This is a genomic window from Stenotrophomonas sp. YJH_SMC_12-1, assembly GCF_059370935.1.
Map to the genome: position 1 here is coordinate 101790 of NZ_JCAFUD010000001.1, position 19498 is coordinate 121287.

At 66.7% G+C, this 19498-nt stretch carries 19 protein-coding genes; 11 read left to right on the forward strand and 8 right to left on the reverse strand.

Features of this window, described 5'->3' with window-relative positions:
• Positions 1 to 121: 121 nt before the first annotated feature.
• From rplI to AC5P8Y_RS00510, 5 genes are all read right to left on the reverse strand, one after another.
• Positions 122 to 571, reverse strand: a complete 450-nt coding sequence (gene rplI / locus AC5P8Y_RS00490; protein WP_021202733.1) for a 50S ribosomal protein L9 — start codon at positions 569 to 571, stop codon at positions 122 to 124.
• 104 nt (positions 572 to 675) lie between these two features.
• Positions 676 to 906 (reverse strand): 30S ribosomal protein S18, encoded by a 231-nt coding sequence (gene rpsR, locus AC5P8Y_RS00495; protein ID WP_002804494.1) that lies wholly within the window; start codon positions 904 to 906, stop codon positions 676 to 678.
• Positions 907 to 917: 11 nt separating this feature from the next.
• Entirely contained in the window at positions 918 to 1355 is a 438-nt protein-coding gene (gene rpsF / locus AC5P8Y_RS00500) for a 30S ribosomal protein S6 (RefSeq protein ID WP_005410228.1), read from the reverse strand.
• A 238-nt stretch (positions 1356 to 1593) separates the two neighbouring features.
• Complete coding sequence (locus AC5P8Y_RS00505) at positions 1594 to 2136, reverse strand: CbrC family protein (protein WP_049403114.1); 543 nt, start codon at positions 2134 to 2136, stop codon at positions 1594 to 1596.
• Between the two features lie 66 nt (positions 2137 to 2202).
• Positions 2203 to 2541 (reverse strand): HesB/IscA family protein, encoded by a 339-nt coding sequence (locus AC5P8Y_RS00510; protein ID WP_005410230.1) that lies wholly within the window; start codon positions 2539 to 2541, stop codon positions 2203 to 2205.
• Between the two features lie 128 nt (positions 2542 to 2669).
• On the opposite strand from AC5P8Y_RS00510, the gene asnS reads away from it, so the two are divergent.
• From asnS to AC5P8Y_RS00565, 11 genes are all read left to right on the forward strand, one after another.
• A complete protein-coding gene (gene asnS / locus AC5P8Y_RS00515; protein ID WP_005410231.1) occupies positions 2670 to 4064 on the forward strand; it encodes an asparagine--tRNA ligase in 1395 nt (464 codons plus the stop codon).
• 30 nt (positions 4065 to 4094) lie between these two features.
• A complete protein-coding gene (locus AC5P8Y_RS00520) occupies positions 4095 to 4394 on the forward strand; it encodes a hypothetical protein (protein WP_005410232.1) in 300 nt (99 codons plus the stop codon).
• Positions 4395 to 4401: 7 nt separating this feature from the next.
• Positions 4402 to 4716: a hypothetical protein gene (locus tag AC5P8Y_RS00525; protein WP_019660373.1), complete on the forward strand. Its 315-nt coding sequence runs from the start codon at positions 4402 to 4404 to the stop codon at positions 4714 to 4716.
• Positions 4717 to 4723: 7 nt separating this feature from the next.
• On the forward strand, positions 4724 to 5362 hold the full coding sequence (locus AC5P8Y_RS00530; RefSeq protein ID WP_049403115.1) for an FMN-binding negative transcriptional regulator: 639 nt from the start codon (positions 4724 to 4726) through the stop codon (positions 5360 to 5362).
• A gap of 74 nt (positions 5363 to 5436) precedes the next feature.
• Positions 5437 to 6099 (forward strand): carbonate dehydratase, encoded by a 663-nt coding sequence (gene can / locus AC5P8Y_RS00535; protein ID WP_111108335.1) that lies wholly within the window; start codon positions 5437 to 5439, stop codon positions 6097 to 6099.
• Between the two features lie 20 nt (positions 6100 to 6119).
• Positions 6120 to 6641 (forward strand): 3-hydroxyanthranilate 3,4-dioxygenase, encoded by a 522-nt coding sequence (locus AC5P8Y_RS00540; RefSeq protein ID WP_049403116.1) that lies wholly within the window; start codon positions 6120 to 6122, stop codon positions 6639 to 6641.
• A 162-nt stretch (positions 6642 to 6803) separates the two neighbouring features.
• Positions 6804 to 8078: a kynureninase gene (kynU, locus tag AC5P8Y_RS00545; protein ID WP_005410237.1), complete on the forward strand. Its 1275-nt coding sequence runs from the start codon at positions 6804 to 6806 to the stop codon at positions 8076 to 8078.
• A 31-nt stretch (positions 8079 to 8109) separates the two neighbouring features.
• Positions 8110 to 9477 (forward strand): FAD-dependent oxidoreductase, encoded by a 1368-nt coding sequence (locus AC5P8Y_RS00550; RefSeq protein ID WP_049453805.1) that lies wholly within the window; start codon positions 8110 to 8112, stop codon positions 9475 to 9477.
• Positions 9477 to 10916, forward strand: coding sequence for an exodeoxyribonuclease I (gene sbcB / locus AC5P8Y_RS00555; RefSeq protein ID WP_111108336.1), 1440 nt, complete (start codon positions 9477 to 9479; stop codon positions 10914 to 10916). The genes AC5P8Y_RS00550 and sbcB overlap by 1 nt, the downstream gene beginning before the upstream one ends.
• Entirely contained in the window at positions 10913 to 11599 is a 687-nt protein-coding gene (locus AC5P8Y_RS00560; RefSeq protein WP_005410240.1) for a DUF2461 domain-containing protein, read from the forward strand. The genes sbcB and AC5P8Y_RS00560 overlap by 4 nt, the downstream gene beginning before the upstream one ends.
• A gap of 55 nt (positions 11600 to 11654) precedes the next feature.
• Positions 11655 to 12206, forward strand: coding sequence for a DUF2939 domain-containing protein (locus tag AC5P8Y_RS00565; RefSeq protein ID WP_111188246.1), 552 nt, complete (start codon positions 11655 to 11657; stop codon positions 12204 to 12206).
• A 180-nt stretch (positions 12207 to 12386) separates the two neighbouring features.
• Here the strand turns inward: AC5P8Y_RS00565 and AC5P8Y_RS00570 are convergent, their stop codons facing one another.
• The 3 genes from AC5P8Y_RS00570 to AC5P8Y_RS00580 all read right to left on the reverse strand — a co-directional run bounded on the left by AC5P8Y_RS00570 (position 12387) and on the right by AC5P8Y_RS00580 (position 19319).
• Positions 12387 to 13331 (reverse strand): 5'-nucleotidase, encoded by a 945-nt coding sequence (locus tag AC5P8Y_RS00570; protein ID WP_005410242.1) that lies wholly within the window; start codon positions 13329 to 13331, stop codon positions 12387 to 12389.
• A 47-nt stretch (positions 13332 to 13378) separates the two neighbouring features.
• Positions 13379 to 14152, reverse strand: coding sequence for an NAD kinase (locus AC5P8Y_RS00575; protein WP_005410243.1), 774 nt, complete (start codon positions 14150 to 14152; stop codon positions 13379 to 13381).
• Positions 14153 to 14342: 190 nt separating this feature from the next.
• Positions 14343 to 19319 (reverse strand): NAD-glutamate dehydrogenase, encoded by a 4977-nt coding sequence (locus tag AC5P8Y_RS00580; protein ID WP_049403120.1) that lies wholly within the window; start codon positions 19317 to 19319, stop codon positions 14343 to 14345.
• Between the last annotated feature and the right edge of the window lie 179 nt (positions 19320 to 19498).

The window sequence follows — 19498 nt, forward strand, 5'->3', positions numbered from 1 at the left end:
GTGCAGGACGGACGGCAAGTCGAGCATGGCTCGACTCCGCATATCCGACGATCGCCCAAAACGAAACGGGCACCCTTGCGGGCGCCCGTTCTGCGGTGATGCCAGGCCTTGCGGCGTGGGATCAGGCTTCGGCGACAACGACGACCTTGACGGTGGTCTCGACGTCGGCGTGCAGGTGGATCAGCACGTCGTATTCGCCGATGTTGCGGAAGGCGCCTTCACCCAGGATGACTTCGCTCTTCTCCAGCGGCAGGCCGGCGGCGGTGAAGGCCTCGGCGATGTCGCGCGGGCCAACCGAGCCGTACAGCTTGCCTTCGGTCGAAGCGTTGGCGGCGATGGTCACGCTCGCGCCTTCCAGCTTGGCCTTGCGGCCTTCGGCGTCAGCGTGGATGGCCTGGGCCTTGGCTTCGTATTCGGCGCGCTTGGCTTCGAACTCGGCCTTGTTGCTCTCGGTGGCCGGCACGGCCTTGCCCTGCGGCACGAGGAAGTTACGGCCGTAGCCCGGCTTCACGTCGACCAGGTCGCCCAGGTTGCCGAGGTTGGTGACTTTCTGCAGGAGGATCAGCTGCATGGTATTGCTCCAGATAAGTTATTCGTTAGCGAGGCGATGCCCCGCAACAAAGGCTGTCCGAATAGCTGGCACAGCGGGGGCGGCGCCGGGCCGCCCCGCCGGCATCAGACGTCGTGGTTGTCGGTGTACGGGATCAGGGCCAGGAAGCGAGCGCGCTTGACGGCGGTCGCCAGCTGGCGCTGGTACTTCGACTTGGTGCCGGTGACGCGGCTCGGCACGATCTTGCCGTTCTCGGTCAGGTACTGGCGCAGGGTGTTGAGATCCTTGTAGTCGATCTCCTTCACACCTTCAGCAGTGAACTTGCAGAACTTGCGGCGACGGAAGAACTTGGACATGGGAAGGCTCCTTAGGCGGCGGAAGCGGCGTCGTCGCCGGCTTCGTTGTCAGCGGTGTTGTTGGACTCGCCTTCTTCGTCGTCACGACGACGGCGCTCACCGCGCTCCGGCTTGTCACCCTTCTCGTCCTTGCTCTTCATGATCAGCGACTGCTCGGTGTCAGCCTCGTCACGCTTGATGACCAGGTTGCGCAGCACGGCGTCGTTGAAGCGGAAGCTCTCGGTCAGTTCGTTCAGAACGGCCTGGTCGGCTTCGATGTTCATCAGCACGTAGTGGGCCTTCACCAGGTTCTGGATCGGGTATGCCAGCTGGCGGCGGCCCCAGTCTTCCAGACGGTGGATGGTGCCGTTGCCGTTCTCGACCAGCGACTTGTAGCGCTCGATCATGGCCGGGACCTGCTCGCTCTGGTCCGGGTGGACCATGAACACGATTTCGTAATGACGACTCATGTTTTTTTCTACCTTTCGGATGTGGCCTTGCGGCCGGACAGCCCCCCGCCGTTGATACCGCGGTGGGGCAAGGATTCCCGCCGGGGAGGCAGGAAGCCGCGCATTATGGCGCAGATGGGGGTACCGGGCAACCGGCGGGTCACAGGGCAACCTGAACCGGGGGCGCAGCCCCCCCCCCCCATGCCGACCCAGGCTGGCCGCTACCGGAGCCCCGTACAGTCCACGAATCCGCCTGGATTCACCCCAGGTCGACGTGAAGGCGGTGCTGGCCGCATTCCAGGCACTGGAACAGGCAGCCGACCATCATCCCGTCCCGGCTCAGGTGCGCCAGCACCCAGTCGGCGTCGCGCGGATTGACCTCCGCCACATCGGGCCGGACCTGGTCGAGGATGGGCAGCAGATCGTCGCTGCCGGCGAAACCGAGGAAGGCACAGGGCCGTTCACAATGGCTCAGCCAGACCGATTGCTGCCAGGACGGGTAGCCCGGGGTGCGCTCGCAGATCTCAAGCAGCAGCTCACGGGCGATGCTCGGCGGCGGGTCGACGGGGTCTGGCGAGACCCCTTCGATATCACTCCAGCCGGTGAATTCACCCTCGTAGCTGGCCGCCGCCCTGCCGTCGGCGATACACCAAGGGCAAAGGTAATCCGGACGCAGACGGGTGTAGAACGGCCCCCGGTAGCGCAGTGTGCGCGGCTGGCCGCAGCAGTCACAGATACCGTCGACCTCTTCGAAGGAGAGGGCGTAGGCGTTGGGGTGATAGGTAAAAGCCGGTCGTTCCATCGGCGGGGTCCCTGCCGAGCCCCGCGTGCCGACCAAGGTCGGCAGCTACCGGGACGCGCCGGGCCGTCAGGCCTTGTCGGCGTCGGTGGTGAAGCTCTCGCCGCAGCCACACTCGGCGGTGGCATTGGGGTTGCTGAACGTGAAGGTCTCGCTCAGGCCGTGCTTGCCGAAGTCGATCACGGTGCCGTCCACCAGCGCAAGGCTCTTGGCGTCGACATAGATCTTCACGCCGTCCTGCTCGAACACGGTATCGCCCTCGCGCTCGTCGCGTGCCAGGTCGGTGATGTGGCCCCAGCCGGAGCAACCGGTCTTGGTCACGCCGAAACGCAGGCCCAGCGCACCGGGGGTCTGGGCGACAAAGCGCTGCACGCGCTCGAAGGCAATGGGGGTCAGGCTGACGGCCATGGGGCTACTCCAGAGGTACGGGGACATTATAAGGAGCCGTTGCCGCGAAAAATGCCTCGCAAGCAGAACGCTGCAACCGGTAAACTCCCGTGTTCACAGATCGAGTCGATCAGCAGAGGATTCAAGTCATGACGGTGGTCAGCGTTGAACATGCGCTTGCCGGGAAGATCCCGGAAGGCGGCGAAGTCACGGTACGCGGATGGGTGCGCACGGTGCGCGGTTCAGCGAATCTGGCCTTCGTGAATGTGAGCGACGGCTCCTGCTTCGCCCCGATCCAGGTCGTGGCCGGCGACAGCCTGGCCAACTTCGACGAGATCAAGCGCCTGACCAGCGGCTGCTCGGTCATCGCCACCGGCACCCTGGTGAAGTCGCAGGGCAAGGGCCAGTCGTTCGAGATCCAGGCCAGTGCAGTGGAAGTGGTCGGCTGGGTCGAAGACCCGCTCACCTACCCGATCCAGCCCAAGCCGATGTCGCCGGAGTTCCTGCGCGAAGTGGCGCACCTGCGCCCGCGCACCAACCTGTTCGGCGCGGTCACCCGCATCCGCAACTGCCTGGCCCAGGCCGTGCACCGTTTCTTCCACGAGAACGGCTTCAACTGGATCAGCACCCCGATCATCACCACCTCCGACGCCGAAGGCGCCGGCCAGATGTTCCGCGTGTCCACCCTGGACATGGTGAACCTGCCGCGCGATGAGAAGGGCGCGATCGATTTCAGCCGCGACTTCTTCGGCAAGGAAACCTTCCTGACCGTGTCCGGCCAGCTGAACGTCGAGGCCTACTGCCTGGCGCTGAGCAAGGTCTACACCTTCGGCCCGACCTTCCGCGCCGAGAACAGCCACACCACCCGCCACCTGGCGGAGTTCTGGATGATCGAGCCGGAAATCGCCTTCGCCGACCTGGCCGAAGACGCACGCCTGGCCGAAGAGTTCCTGAAGTACCTGTTCCGTGCGGTGCTGAACGAGCGCAGCGACGACCTGGCCTTCATCGCCGAGCGCGTGGACAAGAACGCGATCACCAAGCTGGAAGACTTCATCAACGCACCGTTCGAGCGCATCGACTACACCGACGCGGTCAGCCTGCTGCAGAAGTCCGGCAGGAAGTTCGACTTCCCGGTCGAATGGGGCCTGGACCTGCAGACCGAGCACGAGCGCTGGCTGACCGAGGAACACGTCGGCCGCCCGGTGGTGGTGACCAACTATCCGGAGCACATCAAGGCCTTCTACATGCGCCTGAACGACGACGGCAAGACCGTTGCCGCGATGGACGTGCTGGCCCCGGGCATCGGCGAGATCATCGGCGGCAGCCAGCGCGAAGAGCGCCTGGACGTGCTGGACGCGCGCATGGCCCAGTTCGGCCTGGATCGCGAGCACTACAGCTGGTACCGCGATTTCCGCCGCTATGGCTCGGTGCCGCACGCCGGCTTCGGCCTGGGCTTCGAGCGACTGGTGGTGTACGTCTGCGGGCTGTCCAACATCCGCGATGCGATCCCCTACCCGCGCGCCCCAGGCAGCGCGGACTTCTAAGCCCCATACGACCACGGAGGTACTGCCCCCATGACCCTGTTCTTCGCCCTCTGTTTCGTCGGCGTTGCAGTGGCCGGGTTCAGTGCCTTCGTGATCTTCTGGCCGCTGACCCTGGTGCACGTGCGCGACCGCCATCCGGCGCTCGCCGCGCGCTTCGGCAGCGGCGCCTTCCTCAAGCCCGATGCCCTGGCCTGGCTGCTGCGCCGCGACTATCGGCAGCAACCGGACCGCTCGCTGTCCGGGCTGGCGACACCTGCGTGGGTATCGCTGCTGACCCTGCTGGCCGGACTGGGCATGGCCGCCCTGCTCTGGCTGGCCTCGCTCTGGTAATACACCCATGAATGACATCACCACCTCGCGCGACAGCTGGTGGCTGGCCAGCCTCGGCAACACCCTGATCTGGGCGCGCCTGCGCGTGCGCCCGGCCGGCACCGCCGAAGTGCTCGACAGCGATGGCAACACGCTGAGCTACGACAGCGAAGACACCGCCCGTTCGCAGTTGTTCGACGCCGAGTTCGTCGAGTACGACGGCCTGGACGAGGAGGACGCACTGGTGCGCGGCTTCAGCCTGCACGAAGTGCAGCCGCCGCAGGCCGACAGCGACGAGGGTCTGCGTGGCCGCATGATCCAGTCGCTGGGCGGGCGCGCCTGATCCCTGCATGTTCACCCCGCGCGCCTTCGCCGAGACCGACCTGCTCTGGCTGGACCGCCTGCTGGCGCGCGACCCGTTCGTCACCGTGCTCACCGCCGGCAGCGATGGCCTGCCGGAGCTGACCCGGATGCCGGTGCTGTACCGGCGTGACGGCGACCAGATCGAACTGCGCGGCCACTGGGCCCGCGCCAACCCGCAGTCGCGCCACAGCGGCGCGGCCAAGGTACTGGTCGATGGCCCACACGGCTATGTGTCGGCCAGCTGGTATCCGGACAAGGAGCCCGCTGCGCGGGTACCCACCTGGAACTACGCCGCTGCCGAGCTGCGTGGCCAGCTGCAGACCTTCGACGAGGCTGATGCGCTGGCCGAACTGGTCGGCGCGATCAGCGACCGCTTCGAAGCCAGTGTCGGCCAGGCCTGGCAGTTCGATGCCGCGCGCGCCGAACACGGCCCGGAGCTGCGCGCCATCGTCGGCTTCCGCTTCCTGGTGGACCACGTGCAGCTGAAGCTGAAACTCAGCCAGAACCATCCCGACGCCAACCAGCAGGCCGTGATCGCCGCACTGGAAGCGCTCGCCTCCCCGTCCTCCCATGAGCTGGCGCAGTGGATGCGCTGGCACCGTGAACAGTCCGCCTCCAGCGGCTGATCACCCCAGCTACCCGCGACGGCGCGACCAGAACGGCCGCGCCTTGCCCCCACCCGACGCCAGGGATACCGCACATGAAAGACATCCACCGCCTGCTGCAGAACAACCGCGACTGGGCCGACCGCATCGCCAAGGAAGACCCTGGGTTCTTCCAGCAGCTGTCCAAGCAGCAGCACCCGGAGTACCTGTGGATCGGCTGCTCCGACTCGCGGGTGCCGGCCAACCAGATCATCGGCATGGCCCCGGGTGAAGTGTTCGTGCACCGCAACGTCGCCAACGTGGTCGCGCACACCGACCTGAACTGCCTGAGCGTGGTGCAGTACGCGGTGGACCAGTTGAAGGTGAAGCACATCCTGATCGTCGGCCACTACGGCTGCGGCGGCGTGCACGCCTGCCTGCACAATACCCGCGTCGGCCTGGCCGACAACTGGCTGCGCCATGTCGGTGACGTGGTGCAGAAGCACCAGGGCATCCTCGATGCGATCGAGGATGACGAGCTGAAGCACGCGCGCCTGTGCGAACTGAACGTGATCGAGCAGGTCGCCAACCTGTGCCGTTCGACCATCGTCGAGGACGCCTGGGCGCGCGGGCAGAGGCTGATGGTGCACGGCTGGGTCTACAGCCTGAAGAACGGCCGGGTCAGCGAAATGGGCATCGATGTCGGTGGACCGGAAGAGCTGAAGCCAGCCTATGAAAAGGCACTGTCCTACGTGCCCCGCCAGGGCCGGCGCGACTGACCTCACTACGGACCACGACCATGCTCGCCTCGCCGATCAACCTGCACGCCTGGATCGAAGAAAACCGCCACCTGCTGAAGCCGCCGGTGGGCAACAAGATGATCGACAACGGCGACTTCATCGTGATGGTCGTGGGCGGGCCGAATTCGCGCACCGACTATCACTACGACGAAGGCCCGGAGTGGTTCTACCAGCTCGAGGGCGAGATGGTGCTGAAGGTGCAGGAGGACGGCGCGGTGCGCGACATCCCGATCCGCGCCGGCGAGATCTTCCTGCTGCCGCCCAGGGTGCCGCACTCGCCGCGGCGCCCGCCGGGCGGCATCGGCCTGGTGGTCGAGCGCAAGCGCCTGCCGCACGAGAAGGACGGCGTGATCTGGCACTGCGAACGCTGCAACCACAAGCTGCACGAAGAGTTCTTCCCGCTGCAGAACATCGAGACCGACCTGCCCAAGGTGTTTGCGCGCTATCACGCCAGCCTGGAGCTGCGTACCTGCAGCCAGTGCGGGCATGTGGATCCGCTGCCGGTGCCGGCGGCGGGCTGACGCCCACACCGGTAGGCGCCCACCTTGGTGGGCGCATGGATCCACGCGCGCCAACCAAGGTTGGCCGCTACCAGGAAACGCGGCGCTCGAAGCGTGGCCGCGTCTACCGGGCCATGCCCCAGGCGCTACACTGGCGGTCCCGTTGCAGCCTGTTGCCCGACCATGTCCGACCTGCTCAGCCGCACCCACGCCATTGCCCTGGACGCCGCCGATCCGCTGCGCCCGCTGCGTAACGAATTCCTGATTCCGCGACATGGCGGTGGCGAGCAGACCTACTTCGTCGGCAACTCGCTGGGCCTGCAGCCGCGTGGCGCCCAGGCCGCGGTGCAGGAAGTGATGAAGCAATGGGGCGAGCTGGCGGTGGAAGGCCACTTCACCGGCCCGACGCAGTGGCTGTCCTACCACCGTCTGGTGAGCGCGCAGCTGGCCCGCGTGGTCGGTGCACTGCCCAGCGAAGTGGTGGCGATGAACACGCTGAGCGTGAACCTGCACCTGATGATGGTCAGCTTCTACCGACCGACCGCGCAGCGCCCGGTGATCCTGATGGAAGCCGGTGCATTCCCGACCGACCGACACGCGGTCGAAGCGCAGATCCGTTTCCACGGGTTCGACCCGGCCGAGTGCCTGGTGGAAGTGCAACCGGACGAAGCCAACGGAACGATCTCGCTCACCGCGATCGAGCGCGCCATCGCCGAACACGGTCCGCGCCTTGCACTGGTGCTGTGGCCCGGCGTGCAGTACCGCACCGGCCAGGCCTTCGACCTCGATGCAATCACCCGTGCTGCCCGCCTGCAGGGCGCGCGCATCGGCTTCGACCTGGCGCACTCGGTCGGCAACCTGCCGCTGCGCCTGCATGACGTCGCACCCGATTTCGCCGTGTGGTGCCACTACAAATACCTCAACAGCGGCCCGGGTGCGGTGGCCGGCGCGTTCGTGCACGAGCGCCATCACCGCGACACCACGCTGCCGCGCTTTGCCGGCTGGTGGGGCCATGAGGAAGCCACCCGCTTCCAGATGGCACCGCAGTTCACCCCCGCCATCGGTGCCGAAGGCTGGCAGCTCAGCAATCCGCCGATCCTCGGCCTGGCGCCGCTGCGCGCGTCGCTGGACCTGTTCGAGCGCGCCGGCATGGAGGCACTGCGCAACAAGTCGCTGGCGTTGACCGGCATGCTCGAAGCGCTTGTACGTGCACGCCTTTCCGGCGTGCTCGACATCATCACCCCGGCCGAGCCGCAGCGCCGCGGCTGCCAGCTGTCATTGCGCGTGATCGGTGGCCGCGAGCGCGGCCGTGCGCTGTTCGAGCACCTGCGCGGCATCGGCGTGCTCGGCGACTGGCGCGAGCCGGACGTGATCCGCATCTCGCCCACCCCGCTCTACAACCGCTACCTGGACGTGCACCACTTCGTCGAGGAAGTGGAAGCCTGGGCCGGCCTCTGAGCCGGTCCCTCCCCTACTGCTGGACAGTTCGTTGATCGCACATGCTTCCCGCTCGTTGAGCATTATCGGTGCCGGCCTCGCCGGGTCGCTGCTGGCCATCCTGCTGTCACGCCAGGGCTGGCACATCACCCTGTACGAACGCCGTGGCGATCCACGCGTGGCCGACTATGAGAGCGGCCGCTCGATCAACCTGGCGCTGGCCGAGCGTGGGCGCAATGCGCTGCGCCAGGCCGGTGTGGAAGACGAGGTCATGGCGCGCGCGGTGATGATGCGCGGACGCATGGTGCATCCGCGCGAAGGCGAACCGCAGCTGCAGCGCTATGGCCGCGACGACAGCGAAGTGATCTGGTCGATCCATCGCAGCGACCTCAACACCACGCTGCTGGAACTGGCCGAACAGGCTGGCGCGACCGTACACTTCCACCGCCGCCTGCACACCGTCGATTTCGACGCCGGCTACGCACGCTTCATCGACGACCGCGACGACAGCCCGCATGACATCCGCTTCGACACCCTGATCGGTGCCGATGGTGCAGGCTCGGCCCTGCGCGCGGCGATGAACCGGCGGGCGCCGCTGGGCGAGGACATCGCGTTCCTCGATCACTCCTACAAGGAGCTGGAAATTCCGCCGGCCGACGATGGCAGCTTCCGCATCGAGCGCAACGCGCTGCATCTCTGGCCGCGCGGCCACTACATGTGCATCGCCCTGCCCAATCACGAAGGCACCTTCACCGTCACTTTGTTCCTGCCCAACCAGGGCGATCCCAGCTTCGCCACGATCAATACCGGCGCGCAGGCCGAGGCGCTGTTCGCGCGCGAGTTCGCCGACACCCTGCCGCTGATCCCGAACCTGCGTGCAGACTGGGAACAGCACCCGCCGGGCCTGCTTGGCACGCTGACGCTCGATCGCTGGCACCAGCAGGGCCGTGCCGTGCTGATCGGCGACGCCGCGCATGCGATGGTGCCGTTCCACGGCCAGGGCATGAACTGCGCGTTCGAGGACTGCGTTGCGCTGGCCCGCCACCTGATGGAGGCCGATGATCTGGAAGGTGCGTTCGCCGCGTTCGAAGCCGAGCGCAAGCCGAATGCACGTGCCATCCAGCAGATGGCGCTGGAGAACTACCTGGAAATGCGCGACCGCGTCGCCGACCCTGCATTCCTGCTGCAGCGCGAACTGGAACAGGAACTGCAGCGGCGCTGGCCGACCCGCTTCGTGCCGCACTACACCATGGTCACCTTCCTGCACACGCCGTACGCCGAGGCGCTGCGCCGCACCGAACTGCAACGCGACATGCTGGTGGCCGCCACCACCGGCCATGATTCACTGGACAACATCGACTGGGCCGCGCTGGAAGCGCAGATTCATGCGCAGCTGCCGGTCCTGGAGGGCGCGCACTGATGGCTGACAGCTTCCTGTTCTACGATCTGGAAACCTTCGGCCAGGACCCGCGGCGCACGCGCATCTCGCAGTTCGCCGCCATCCGCACCGACGCCGATCTCAACGAAATCGACACCCCGGTCAGCTTCTTCGTGCGCCCGGCCGATGACCTGCTGCCCTCGCCGATGGCCACCCTGGTTACCGGCATCACCCCGCAGCAGGCACTGGCCGAGGGCATCAGCGAGGCCGAGGCCTTCGACCGCATCAACGAGCAGCTGTCGCGCCCCGGCACCTGCGCGCTGGGCTACAACACGCTGCGCTTCGACGATGAGTTCGTCCGCTACGGGCTGTTCCGCAACTTCCACGACCCGTACGAACGCGAGTGGCGCAACGGCAATTCGCGCTGGGACCTGCTGGACATGCTGCGGCTGATGCGCGCGATGCGCCCGGACGGCATCCAGTGGCCGCTGCGCGAGGATGGCGCCACCTCGTTCAAGCTTGAGCACCTGGCCGAGGCCAACCACGTGCGCGAAGGCGATGCACACGAAGCACTGTCCGACGTGCGCGCCACCATCGGCATGGCGCGGCTGTTCAAGCAGTCGCAACCACGCCTGTGGGACTACGCCCTGAAGCTGCGCGACAAGCGTTTCGTCGGCGGCCTGCTGGACGTGGCCGCGATGAAGCCGGTGCTGCACATTTCCATGCGCTACCCGGCCAGCCGCCTGTGCGCGGCACCGGTGCTGCCGTTGGCCGTGCACCCGACCATCAACAACCGGGTGATCGTGTTCGACCTGGAAGGCGAGATCGACGACCTGATGGAACTGCCGGCCGAGGTGATCGCACAGCGCCTGTACATGCGCGCCAGCGAGCTGCCCGAAGGCGCGGCACGGGTACCGCTGAAGGAAGTGCATCTGAACAAGGTGCCGGCGCTGATCGCCTGGAACCACCTGCGCGCCGATGATCACGCGCGCCTCGGCCTGGATGTGGCTGCGATCGAAGCCAAGGTGGAGCGCTTGCGCGCGTTCGCCCCGCAGCTGGCCGAAAAAGCCCGGCAGGTCTACAACCAGCCCCGCGCCGCCACCGTGGCCGACGTCGATGCCTCGCTGTACGACGGCTTCCTCGGCAACGGTGACAAACCGCTGCTTGCGCTTGCACGCACCACCGCGCCCGAGCAGCTGGCCGCGCTGGAAGGTCGCTTCCGCGACCCGCGCCTGCCGGAGCTGCTGTTCCGCTACCGCGCGCGCAATCATCCCGACAGCCTCGCGCCGCCTGAACGCCAGCGCTGGCAGGATTACCGCCGCCAGCGCCTGCTCGGAGACGGCGGTCTGGGCGAACTCAACCTGCCCCAGTACCAGCAGCAGCTGGATGCACTGGCCGCCGAAGCGCCCGATGACACCCGGCGCCAGGCCCTGCTGCAATCGCTGCGCGACTGGGGCCAGCACCTGCAGGAGACGCTGTGAGCACTTATTTCTCGGACGCCAGCTTCAAGTTCCTGCGCAGCCTTGCGCGGCACAACGACAAGGCCTGGTTCAACGATCACCGCCAGCAGTACGAAGACCACGTGCGTCAGCCGTTCCTGCGCCTGCTGGGCGACCTGCAGCCGGCGCTGGCCGAGGTCAGCGAGCACTTCCGCGCCGATACCCGTGGCGTCGGTGGCTCGCTGTTCCGCATCCATCGTGACGCGCGTTTTTCCAACGACAAGTCGCCGTACAAGACCTGGCAGGGTGCACGCCTGTTCCATGAGCGCCGCCGCGAAGTGGCCGCGCCCTCGTTCTACGTGCACCTGCAGCCGGGCGAGAGTTTCGTCGGCGCCGGCCTGTGGCATCCGGAACCGGAAACCCAGCGCCGCGTACGCCACTTCATCCTCGACAATCCGGGCAGCTGGAAGGCCGCCGCGCATGCACCGGCCCTGCGCAAACGCTTCGATTTCGAGGAGAGCGAAAAGCTGGTGCGGCCCCCGCGTGGCTTCCCGGCCGACTTTGAGTTCATCGACGACCTCAAGCACCGCAACTGGGTGATGTGGCGCTCGCTGGACGATGCCACCATGACCGGCCCGCGCCTGCTGTCCACGCTGGGCAAGGACCTGGCTGGGCTCGGCCCGTTCGTTGACTACCTGTGCGCGGCGCTGGACCTGGAGTTCTGAGCCGCATCACCTGCCGTTCACCACTGGCTGCCTCACTTGCGGCAGTCTGGACAGCATGAAGAAGCTCACTGCACTGGCTGTGCTGCTGGTCCTGGCCTTGGCTGCGTGGTGGTTCGGCGGCCCGTACATGGCCGTGCACGGCCTGTCCAAGGCCATCGAAGAACGCGACACGGCGCGACTGGAACGCTATGTCGATTTCCCTCGCGTGCGCAGCAGCCTGCGCGCCCAGCTCAACGACTATCTGGTACGCCAGGCCGGCCCGGATGTAGCGGCCAGCCCATTCGGCGCCTTGCTCTACGGCCTCGGCGACCAGCTCGGCGGTGCAGCGGTGGAAACCATGGTGACCCCGACCGCGATCGGCGCAATGCTGCAGGGCCACGTGCTGTGGAAGCGCGGCCGCAATGAACTGCAGGGCGGTGATGCCTTCGGCGCGACCGAGCCGGCACGGCCATTGAAGAACGCCGAGCATCACTTCGAAGCGCTGGACCGCTTCGTGATCGACGTCGATCGCGGCCCCGACCAGCCGCCGATGAAAGTGGTGCTGGAACCGCAGGGCCTGCGCTGGAAGGTGGTGGATCTGCAGTTGGGGATGTCGGCCACCCCGTGACGGGTCATGCCCTTCGACGGTGCTGCTTTCGGTAGATGCCCACCTTGGTGGGCATGGATCCAGGACGGCGCCAACCAAGGTTGGCGACTACCGCGGTACAGCGCTCTGGTAGATGCCCACCTTGGTGGGCGTCGATGCATGGCAGTGCCAACCAACGGTTGGCACCCACCCGGCGTGGTCTCACCCCTCGTTGGCGACACCGTGCGGTACGTGGCCGGCGGCCACGTGTTCGCGCGCACTGTCGATGTTGTGCTGCGAATCATCGAAGAAGATGTCGGCACCGAACGCCTGCAGGAACGGCCCCTTGTGGCGGCCGCCGAGGAACAGCGCTTCGTCCAGGCGCACTCCCCACTCGCGCAGGGTGCGGATTACCCGCTCATGCGCCGGTGCCGAGCGTGCGGTCACAAGCGCAGTGCGGATCGGTGCGCTCTCGCCGGCCGGGAACACTTCCTGCAGCGTATGCAGGGCCGACAGGAAACCGCGGAACGGGCCGCCGCTGAGGGGTTCGCGGGCCCGTTCACGCTCGTGCCGGCCAAACGCCTCCACGCCCTGCTCGCGTGAGATGCGCTCGCTCTCGTCACCGAAGATCACTGCGTCACCGTCGAAGGCGATGCGCAACTGGCCGGCCGGGCGACCGGTATCGATCTGGTCGGCCGCCGCGGCGGCGGTTTCGCCAGGCGGCTTGGGCAGGATGGTCGCTGCGGCGATGCCGTGGCGCAGCGCGCTGCGCACCGATTCCGGGTTGGCCGACAGGAACAGGTCGGTGCCGAACGGCTTCACGTACGGCCAGGTCGGCTCGCCGGCGGTGAACGTTGCGCGGATGATGCCCAGGCCGTAGTGCTGGATCGAATTGAAGATGCGCAGGCCGGTATCGGCCGAGTTGCGCGACAGCAGGATCACCTCGACGCGAGGATTCTCCGGGCTGGCCCCCTGGTTCAAAGCCAGCAGCTTGCGCACCACCGGGAAGGCCACGCCGGGGCCGAGGATATCGTCCTCGTGCTGGCGCTGGAATTCGGCATAGGCCGCCACGCCATCGCTCTCGAACAGCGCGTGGCTTTCCTCGAGGTCGAACAGCGCGCGCGAGGTCACCGCGACGGTCAGCAAACGGGGGGAGTTGTCGCCCATCGGTGGGGGTCCTTCAAGCGGTCGGCACGGCCGGCTGCCCATTGTCCTCAAAAAACGAACTGTTCGCTCAGGATCCGGTCTTCCAGGTTGTGCTCCGGGTCGAACAGCAGGGTCACGCGGCGGTCCTTCGACTCACGGATGGTCACCTCGACCACGTCGCGGGTCTCGTGCGAATCGGCAGTCACGCTGACCGGGCGCTTGTACGGATCGAGCACGCGGAAGCGCACTTCGGTATCGGCCTTCAGGATCGCGCCGCGCCAGCGCCGCGGCCGGTACGGGGCCAACGGCGTCAGCGCGATGGTGTGCGAGCCCAGCGGCAGCACCGGACCATGCGCGGAATAGTTGTAGGCGGTGCTGCCGGCCGGGGTGGCCACCAGCACGCCGTCGCCGATAAGTTCGGCCACGCGCTCCTGGCCGTTCAGATCGATACCGATATGCGCGGCCTGCCGGGTCTGGCGCAGCAGCGAAACATCGTTGTAGGCCAGCGAACCGGTACTGGTGCCGGACTCGGTCAGCGCCACCATTTCCAGCGGGCGCAGGTTGGCCGGTTCTGCGCGTGCGATGCGGGCCTGCACGTCGTCGTCTCCACGGTACTGGTTCATCAGGAAGCCGACCGTGCCCAGCTTCATGCCGAACACCGGCTTGCCCAGGTGCCCATGCCGATGCAGGGTCTGCAGCATGAAGCCGTCGCCCCCCAGCGGGCACAGCACGTCGGCCTGCTCCGGCGCGTGATCGCCATAACGCGAGATCATCGCCGCGCGGGCCATCTGCGCGGGCTCGGCGGTGCTGGCCAGGAAAGCGATGCGGGGGGTGTCGCTCATCGGTGGATCCGGGTGGGTGTGCCTGCAAGAGCATACCCGGTAGTGCCGGCCGCTGGCCGGCAGCTGCACCCGGTTGCGGTTCATGCGGCTGCCGGCCAGCGGCCGGCACTACCGTGCAATGCAGAACGGCCCCGCTTTCGCGGGGCCGTTCCGGTTCACGCATGCCAGGCATGGCCTGGCACTACTTCACTTACGCGCCGTGTGCCGCCAGCTGGCCCAGGCGCTGCACCGCGACCGAAACGGTCGGGTAGTCCAGGGTCTTCTGCTCGGCCAGTTCGGCCAGCATCGCCAGGGTGAAGCGCAGGCTGTTGTCGTCACGGCCCATCCAGGCTGCGACCTTGGCCTCCGCGCTGCTGCCCTTGGTGCCCAGCACCTGGCCGGCCAGGTTGCGGTGGTTGGCGGCCAGCTCGTCACGCAGCACGCCACGTGCCACGGCGTGCCAACGACCGTTGACCTCCAGCGCATCGACCTGCTCGAACAGCCACGGCAGCTGCAGGGCATCGCCCAGACGGAAGTGGACCTTGGACACGTCCACCGGCTTCAGCTTGCGGGTGCGGGCCAGTTCGATGATGTCGAACGCCGGCTCCAGGAAGTGCAGTTCGGCCAGCTGCTGCGCCAGCGCGGACGGCAGGCCCTTTTCCTTCCACTCGGCCACCAGGGCTTCGTAGGTCGGACGCTGCGAATCCGGCAGCACACCCGAGGCAACGCGGATGTCGTTGAACGGACCCTGGTAGCGGTTGACCGCTTCGGTGATGCCCGGCATCGCGCCCGGGCGCGACAGCAGCCAACGCACGAACGAACGCTGCAGCTTCCAGATCACTTCCAGTGCGTCGATCTGCACCGACTCCGGCACCTTGCCGTCGAGGGCATCGATCTGCGCCCACAGCGCGCGCGCATCCAGTGTTTCGCGGCTGATGGTGTAGGCCTTGGCGACCTCGGCGATGGAACGGCCGGTGTCTTCCTGCATGCGCATCAGGAAGGTGGCGCCCATGCGGTTGATGGTCTGGTTGGTCACGGCCGTGGCGATGATTTCGCGCTTCAGGCGGTGACGCTCCATCGCGTCGGCGTACTTCTTCTGCAGCGGGGTCGGGAAGTAACGCTGCAGTTCCTTGGACAGGTACGGATCTTCCGGGATGTCCGATTCCAGCAGCTGGGCGAACGCCACCAGCTTCGAGTAGGACAGCAGCACCGACAGTTCCGGGCGGGTCAGGCCCTGGCCGCGTGCCTTGCGCTGGGACAGCTCGGCGTCGGACGGCAGGAACTCGATCTGGCGATCCAGCAGGCCCTGCTGTTCCAGGGTACGGATGAAGTGCTGCTTGGAACCCAGGCGCTTGACCGCCATCCGCTCCATCAGGCTCAGCGCCTGGTTCTGGCGGTAGTTGTCGTTGAGCACCAGCTCGGCGACTTCATCGGTCATCGAGGCCAGCAGCTTGTTGCGCTGCTCGACGGTCAGCTTCTTGGCCCGCACCACATCGTTGAGCAGGATCTTGATGTTGACTTCGTGGTCGGAGGTGTCGACACCGGCCGAGTTGTCGATGAAGTCGGTGTTGAGCAGCACGCCGGCCTGGGCGGCTTCGATGCGGCCCAGCTGGGTCATGCCCAGGTTGCCGCCCTCGCCCACCACCTTGCAGCGCAGCTCGCCACCGTTCACGCGCAGGGCGTTGTTGGCGCGGTCGCCGACATCGCTGTGCTGCTCGCTGGCAGCCTTCACGTAGGTACCGATGCCGCCGTTCCACAGCAGGTCGACCGGTGCCTTCAGGATCGCGCTCATCAGATCGTTCGGCGACAGCGCCTTGACGTTGTCATCCAGGCCCAGCGCTTCACGCACCTGCGGGGTGATCTCGATCGACTTCAGGCTGCGCGGGTACACGCCGCCGCCCTTGCTGATCAGCTTGGCGTCGTAGTCCGCCCAGCTCGAACGCGGCACGGTGAACAGGCGCTCACGTTCGACGAACGTGGTGGCCGCATCCGGGTTCGGGTCCAGGAAGATGTGGCGGTGGTCGAAGGCAGCGACCAGGCGGATGTGGCGCGACAGCAGCATGCCGTTGCCGAACACGTCGCCGGACATGTCGCCGACGCCGACCGCAGTGAAGTCCTGGGTCTGGCTGTCACGGCCCAGCGCGCGGAAGTGGCGCTTGACCGATTCCCACGCACCGCGTGCGGTGATGCCCATGCCCTTGTGGTCATAGCCAACCGAACCACCGGAGGCGAACGCATCGCCCATCCAGAAGCCGTGCGCGATGGCCAGGCCGTTGGCGATGTCGGAGAAGGTCGCGGTGCCCTTGTCGGCGGCCACCACCAGGTACGGATCGTCCATGTCGTGGCGCACGACATCCACCGGCGGCACGATCTTGTTGTTGACGATGTTGTCGGTGATGTCCAGCAGGCCCTGGATGAACAGCTTGTAGCAGGCCACGCCGTTGGCGAAGATCGCGTCGCGGTCGCCGTTCACCGGCGGGGTCTTGGCGAAGAAGCCGCCCTTCGCGCCGACAGGCACGATCACGGTGTTCTTGACCATCTGTGCCTTGACCAGGCCCAGCACTTCGGTACGGAAGTCTTCGCGACGGTCCGACCAGCGCAGGCCACCACGGGCGACCGCGCCGAAGCGCAGGTGGGTACCTTCCACGCGCGGGCCGTAGACGAAGATCTCGCGGTACGGGCGCGGCTTCGGCAGGTCCGGCACCAGCGCCGAATCAAACTTGAAGCTGATGACATGGCCGTGCTGGCCGTTGGCATCGGTCTGGTAGTAGCTGGTGCGCAGGGTCGCGTCGATCACGCCCATGAACGAGCGCAGGATGCGGTCCTCGTCCAGGCTGGACACACGGTCCATCAGCTTCAGCAGCGCATCGCGCGCGGCCTGCATCTGCGCGTCGCGGTCACCCTTGCGGGCGTCGACCACGGTCTTGAGCACCTTCAGGGTGGCGTCGTCGCCAGCAGCCAGCACATCGAAGTGAGCCTTCAGCTGGGCCTGGCCGGCGGCGATGTCGTCCTTGCTCTCGTGGCCGGTAGCCGGATCGAAGCGCGCTTCGAACAGCTCGACCAGCAGTCGGGCCAGCAGCGGGTAGCGCGCGAAGGTGCCTTCCACGTAGGCCTGCGAGAACGGCACGCCGGTCTGCAGCAGGTACTTGCAGTAGCCACGCAGCATGGCGACCTGGCGCCAGTGCAGGCCGGCAGCCAGCACCAGGCGGTTGAAGCCGTCGTTCTCGGCATCGCCGTGCCAGACGCGGGCAAAGGTCTCGCCGAAGGCTTCATCGACGCTGGCGGCATCGATCGCGCCGGCGGTCGATTCGACCTCGAAGTCCTGCACGTACACCGGGGCGTTGTCGACCGACAGGCGGTACGGACGCTCGGCGATCACGCGCAGGCCCATGTTTTCCATCATCGGCAGCGCGTCCGACAGCGGGATGTCGTCGAGCTGGCGATACAGCTTCAGGCGCAGGCCATCGCCGCTTTCGCGCGGCACGGCCTGCAGGCTCAGGCGCAGGTCGTCCGGGCCGGTCAGGGCATCAAGCTGGCTGACATCGTTGGCCGCAACAGCCGTGCTGTTGTCTTCGATGTAGCCGGCCGGCAGGGCCTTGCCGATACGGGCGGCGATGCGCAGGCCTTCGGTCTCGCCGTGGCGGGCCACCAGCGCTTCGCGCAGGTCGTCCTGCCAGTTGCGCAGCACCTGGGCCAGCTTCTGCTCCAGTTCGGCGGTATCAACGTCGAGCATTTCACCCGGCTTCGGGCGCACGATCAGGTGCACCTGGGCCAGCGGCGATTCGCCCAGCACCACCGAGCTGTCCACGTACTCGCCGTGCAGCGCGTCCTTCAGCATCGCTTCGATGCGCAGGCGCACGTCGGTGTTGAAGCGCTCGCGCGGCAGGTAGACCAGCGCGGAGATGAAACGGCTGTACTTGTCGCGGCGCAGGAACAGGCGGCTGCGCACGCGCTCCTGCAGGCCCAGCACGCCCATCGCGGTGCGGAACAGTTCGTCCTCGCTGGACTGGAACAGCTCTTCGCGCGGCAGGGTTTCCAGGATGTGGCGCAGGGCCTTGCCGCTGTGGCTGGCCGGAGCCAGGCCCGACTGCTTCATCACGTGCTCGTGGCGCTGGCGCACCAGCGGGATCTCCCACGGGCGACGGTTGTAGGCGCTGGAGGTGAACAGGCCAAGGAAGCGCTGCTCGCCGATGATCTTGCCCTTGGCGTCGAATTCCAGCACGCCGATGTAGTCCATGTAGCCGGCGCGGTGCACGCGCGAACGGGCATTGGTCTTGGTCAGGATCAGCGCATCCTTCAGGCCGGCCGTGGCGTTCAGGCCCTGCGCGGCCAGAGTCTTGACCGGACGGGCGGCGGACTTGTCCTTGCCGCGCATCAGGCCCAGGCCGGTGTCGTTCAGCGGCGCCAGTACGTCTTCCTTGCCCTGCTTCTCGACGCGGTACTCGCGGTAGCCGAAGAAGGTGAAGTGGTTGTCGGCGGCCCAGCGCAGGAACTCCTGTGCTTCCTTGCGCGATGCATCGTCGACCGGCAGCTGGCGCTTGCCCAGGTCGTCGGCCAGCGCCAACGCCTTGTCCTTCATCGGCTGCCAGTCGCGCACGATCGCGCGCACTTCGTCCAGCGCCTTGTTGATGGCCTGTTCGATGGCGGCCATGGCTTCGGCCGGCTGGCGGTCGATCTCCAGCAGCATCACCGATTCGGCATCACCCTCGCCGACCTTGACCAGCTTGCCGGCCTTGTCGCGGGTGAAGCGCAGCACCGGGTGGCCCAGCACGTGGACGCCCACGCCCTGCTCGGCCAGCGACATGGTGACCGTATCGACGAGGAAGGGCATGTCATCGTTGACGATCTGCAGCACGGTGTGCGGCGATTCCCAACCGTTGGCCTTCGCGGTCGGATTGAACACGCGGACGTTGGCCTTGCCGGCCTTGCGGGCACGCGCGAATTCCAGCGTCTCAGCCGCGAGAGCGGCCCACTCTTCAGCGCTGTGGTGCGGGAACTCGTCCGACTCCATGCGCTTGTAGAAGTCAGTGGCAAAGGCCACTGCTTCGGCCTGTGCGGCCGCGGGGTAGCGCTTGCGCAAGGCCGTGTACACCGGCTCCAGGGAGAAACCAGCGGTCACTGCGACCTCCGACTCTGCTGGTTTCGTCTTGTTCTTCACGGTCTTGGCTGCGGTTTTTTGCGGTTTCATGGCAGAGCGATGCGCTTGCTCAGTTGGGAAAATGAAATTGTAGCCCTACCGCGCGAAAAGGCCTTGCTGCAGGACGGAATAAGCAGATTCGGGTTTGCTGCGGTTCAAACGCCTATTCAGTTCGCACCGGTATGGTGCTGGCGCCTGTTTCAGCACTGCCGACAGGATCGGCAAAACGT

What these genes read in the sequence shown, in the direction of transcription:
- AC5P8Y_RS00525 (WP_019660373.1), top strand. Translation starts at nt 4,402, where the DNA reads ATGAATGACATCACCACCTCGCGCGACAGCTGGTGGCTGGCCAGCCTC.
- AC5P8Y_RS00520 (WP_005410232.1), top strand. Translation starts at nt 4,095, where the DNA reads ATGACCCTGTTCTTCGCCCTCTGTTTCGTCGGCGTTGCAGTGGCCGGG.
- AC5P8Y_RS00575 (WP_005410243.1), bottom strand. Translation starts at nt 14,152, where the DNA reads ATGAGCGACACCCCCCGCATCGCTTTCCTGGCCAGCACCGCCGAGCCC.
- kynU (WP_005410237.1), top strand. Translation starts at nt 6,804, where the DNA reads ATGTCCGACCTGCTCAGCCGCACCCACGCCATTGCCCTGGACGCCGCC.
- rplI (WP_021202733.1), bottom strand. Translation starts at nt 571, where the DNA reads ATGCAGCTGATCCTCCTGCAGAAAGTCACCAACCTCGGCAACCTGGGC.
- AC5P8Y_RS00580 (WP_049403120.1), bottom strand. Translation starts at nt 19,319, where the DNA reads ATGAAACCGCAAAAAACCGCAGCCAAGACCGTGAAGAACAAGACGAAA.
- rpsF (WP_005410228.1), bottom strand. Translation starts at nt 1,355, where the DNA reads ATGAGTCGTCATTACGAAATCGTGTTCATGGTCCACCCGGACCAGAGC.
- asnS (WP_005410231.1), top strand. Translation starts at nt 2,670, where the DNA reads ATGACGGTGGTCAGCGTTGAACATGCGCTTGCCGGGAAGATCCCGGAA.
- AC5P8Y_RS00540 (WP_049403116.1), top strand. Translation starts at nt 6,120, where the DNA reads ATGCTCGCCTCGCCGATCAACCTGCACGCCTGGATCGAAGAAAACCGC.
- AC5P8Y_RS00570 (WP_005410242.1), bottom strand. Translation starts at nt 13,331, where the DNA reads ATGGGCGACAACTCCCCCCGTTTGCTGACCGTCGCGGTGACCTCGCGC.
- AC5P8Y_RS00505 (WP_049403114.1), bottom strand. Translation starts at nt 2,136, where the DNA reads ATGGAACGACCGGCTTTTACCTATCACCCCAACGCCTACGCCCTCTCC.
- AC5P8Y_RS00530 (WP_049403115.1), top strand. Translation starts at nt 4,724, where the DNA reads ATGTTCACCCCGCGCGCCTTCGCCGAGACCGACCTGCTCTGGCTGGAC.
- AC5P8Y_RS00510 (WP_005410230.1), bottom strand. Translation starts at nt 2,541, where the DNA reads ATGGCCGTCAGCCTGACCCCCATTGCCTTCGAGCGCGTGCAGCGCTTT.
- AC5P8Y_RS00565 (WP_111188246.1), top strand. Translation starts at nt 11,655, where the DNA reads ATGAAGAAGCTCACTGCACTGGCTGTGCTGCTGGTCCTGGCCTTGGCT.
- rpsR (WP_002804494.1), bottom strand. Translation starts at nt 906, where the DNA reads ATGTCCAAGTTCTTCCGTCGCCGCAAGTTCTGCAAGTTCACTGCTGAA.
- can (WP_111108335.1), top strand. Translation starts at nt 5,437, where the DNA reads ATGAAAGACATCCACCGCCTGCTGCAGAACAACCGCGACTGGGCCGAC.
- sbcB (WP_111108336.1), top strand. Translation starts at nt 9,477, where the DNA reads ATGGCTGACAGCTTCCTGTTCTACGATCTGGAAACCTTCGGCCAGGAC.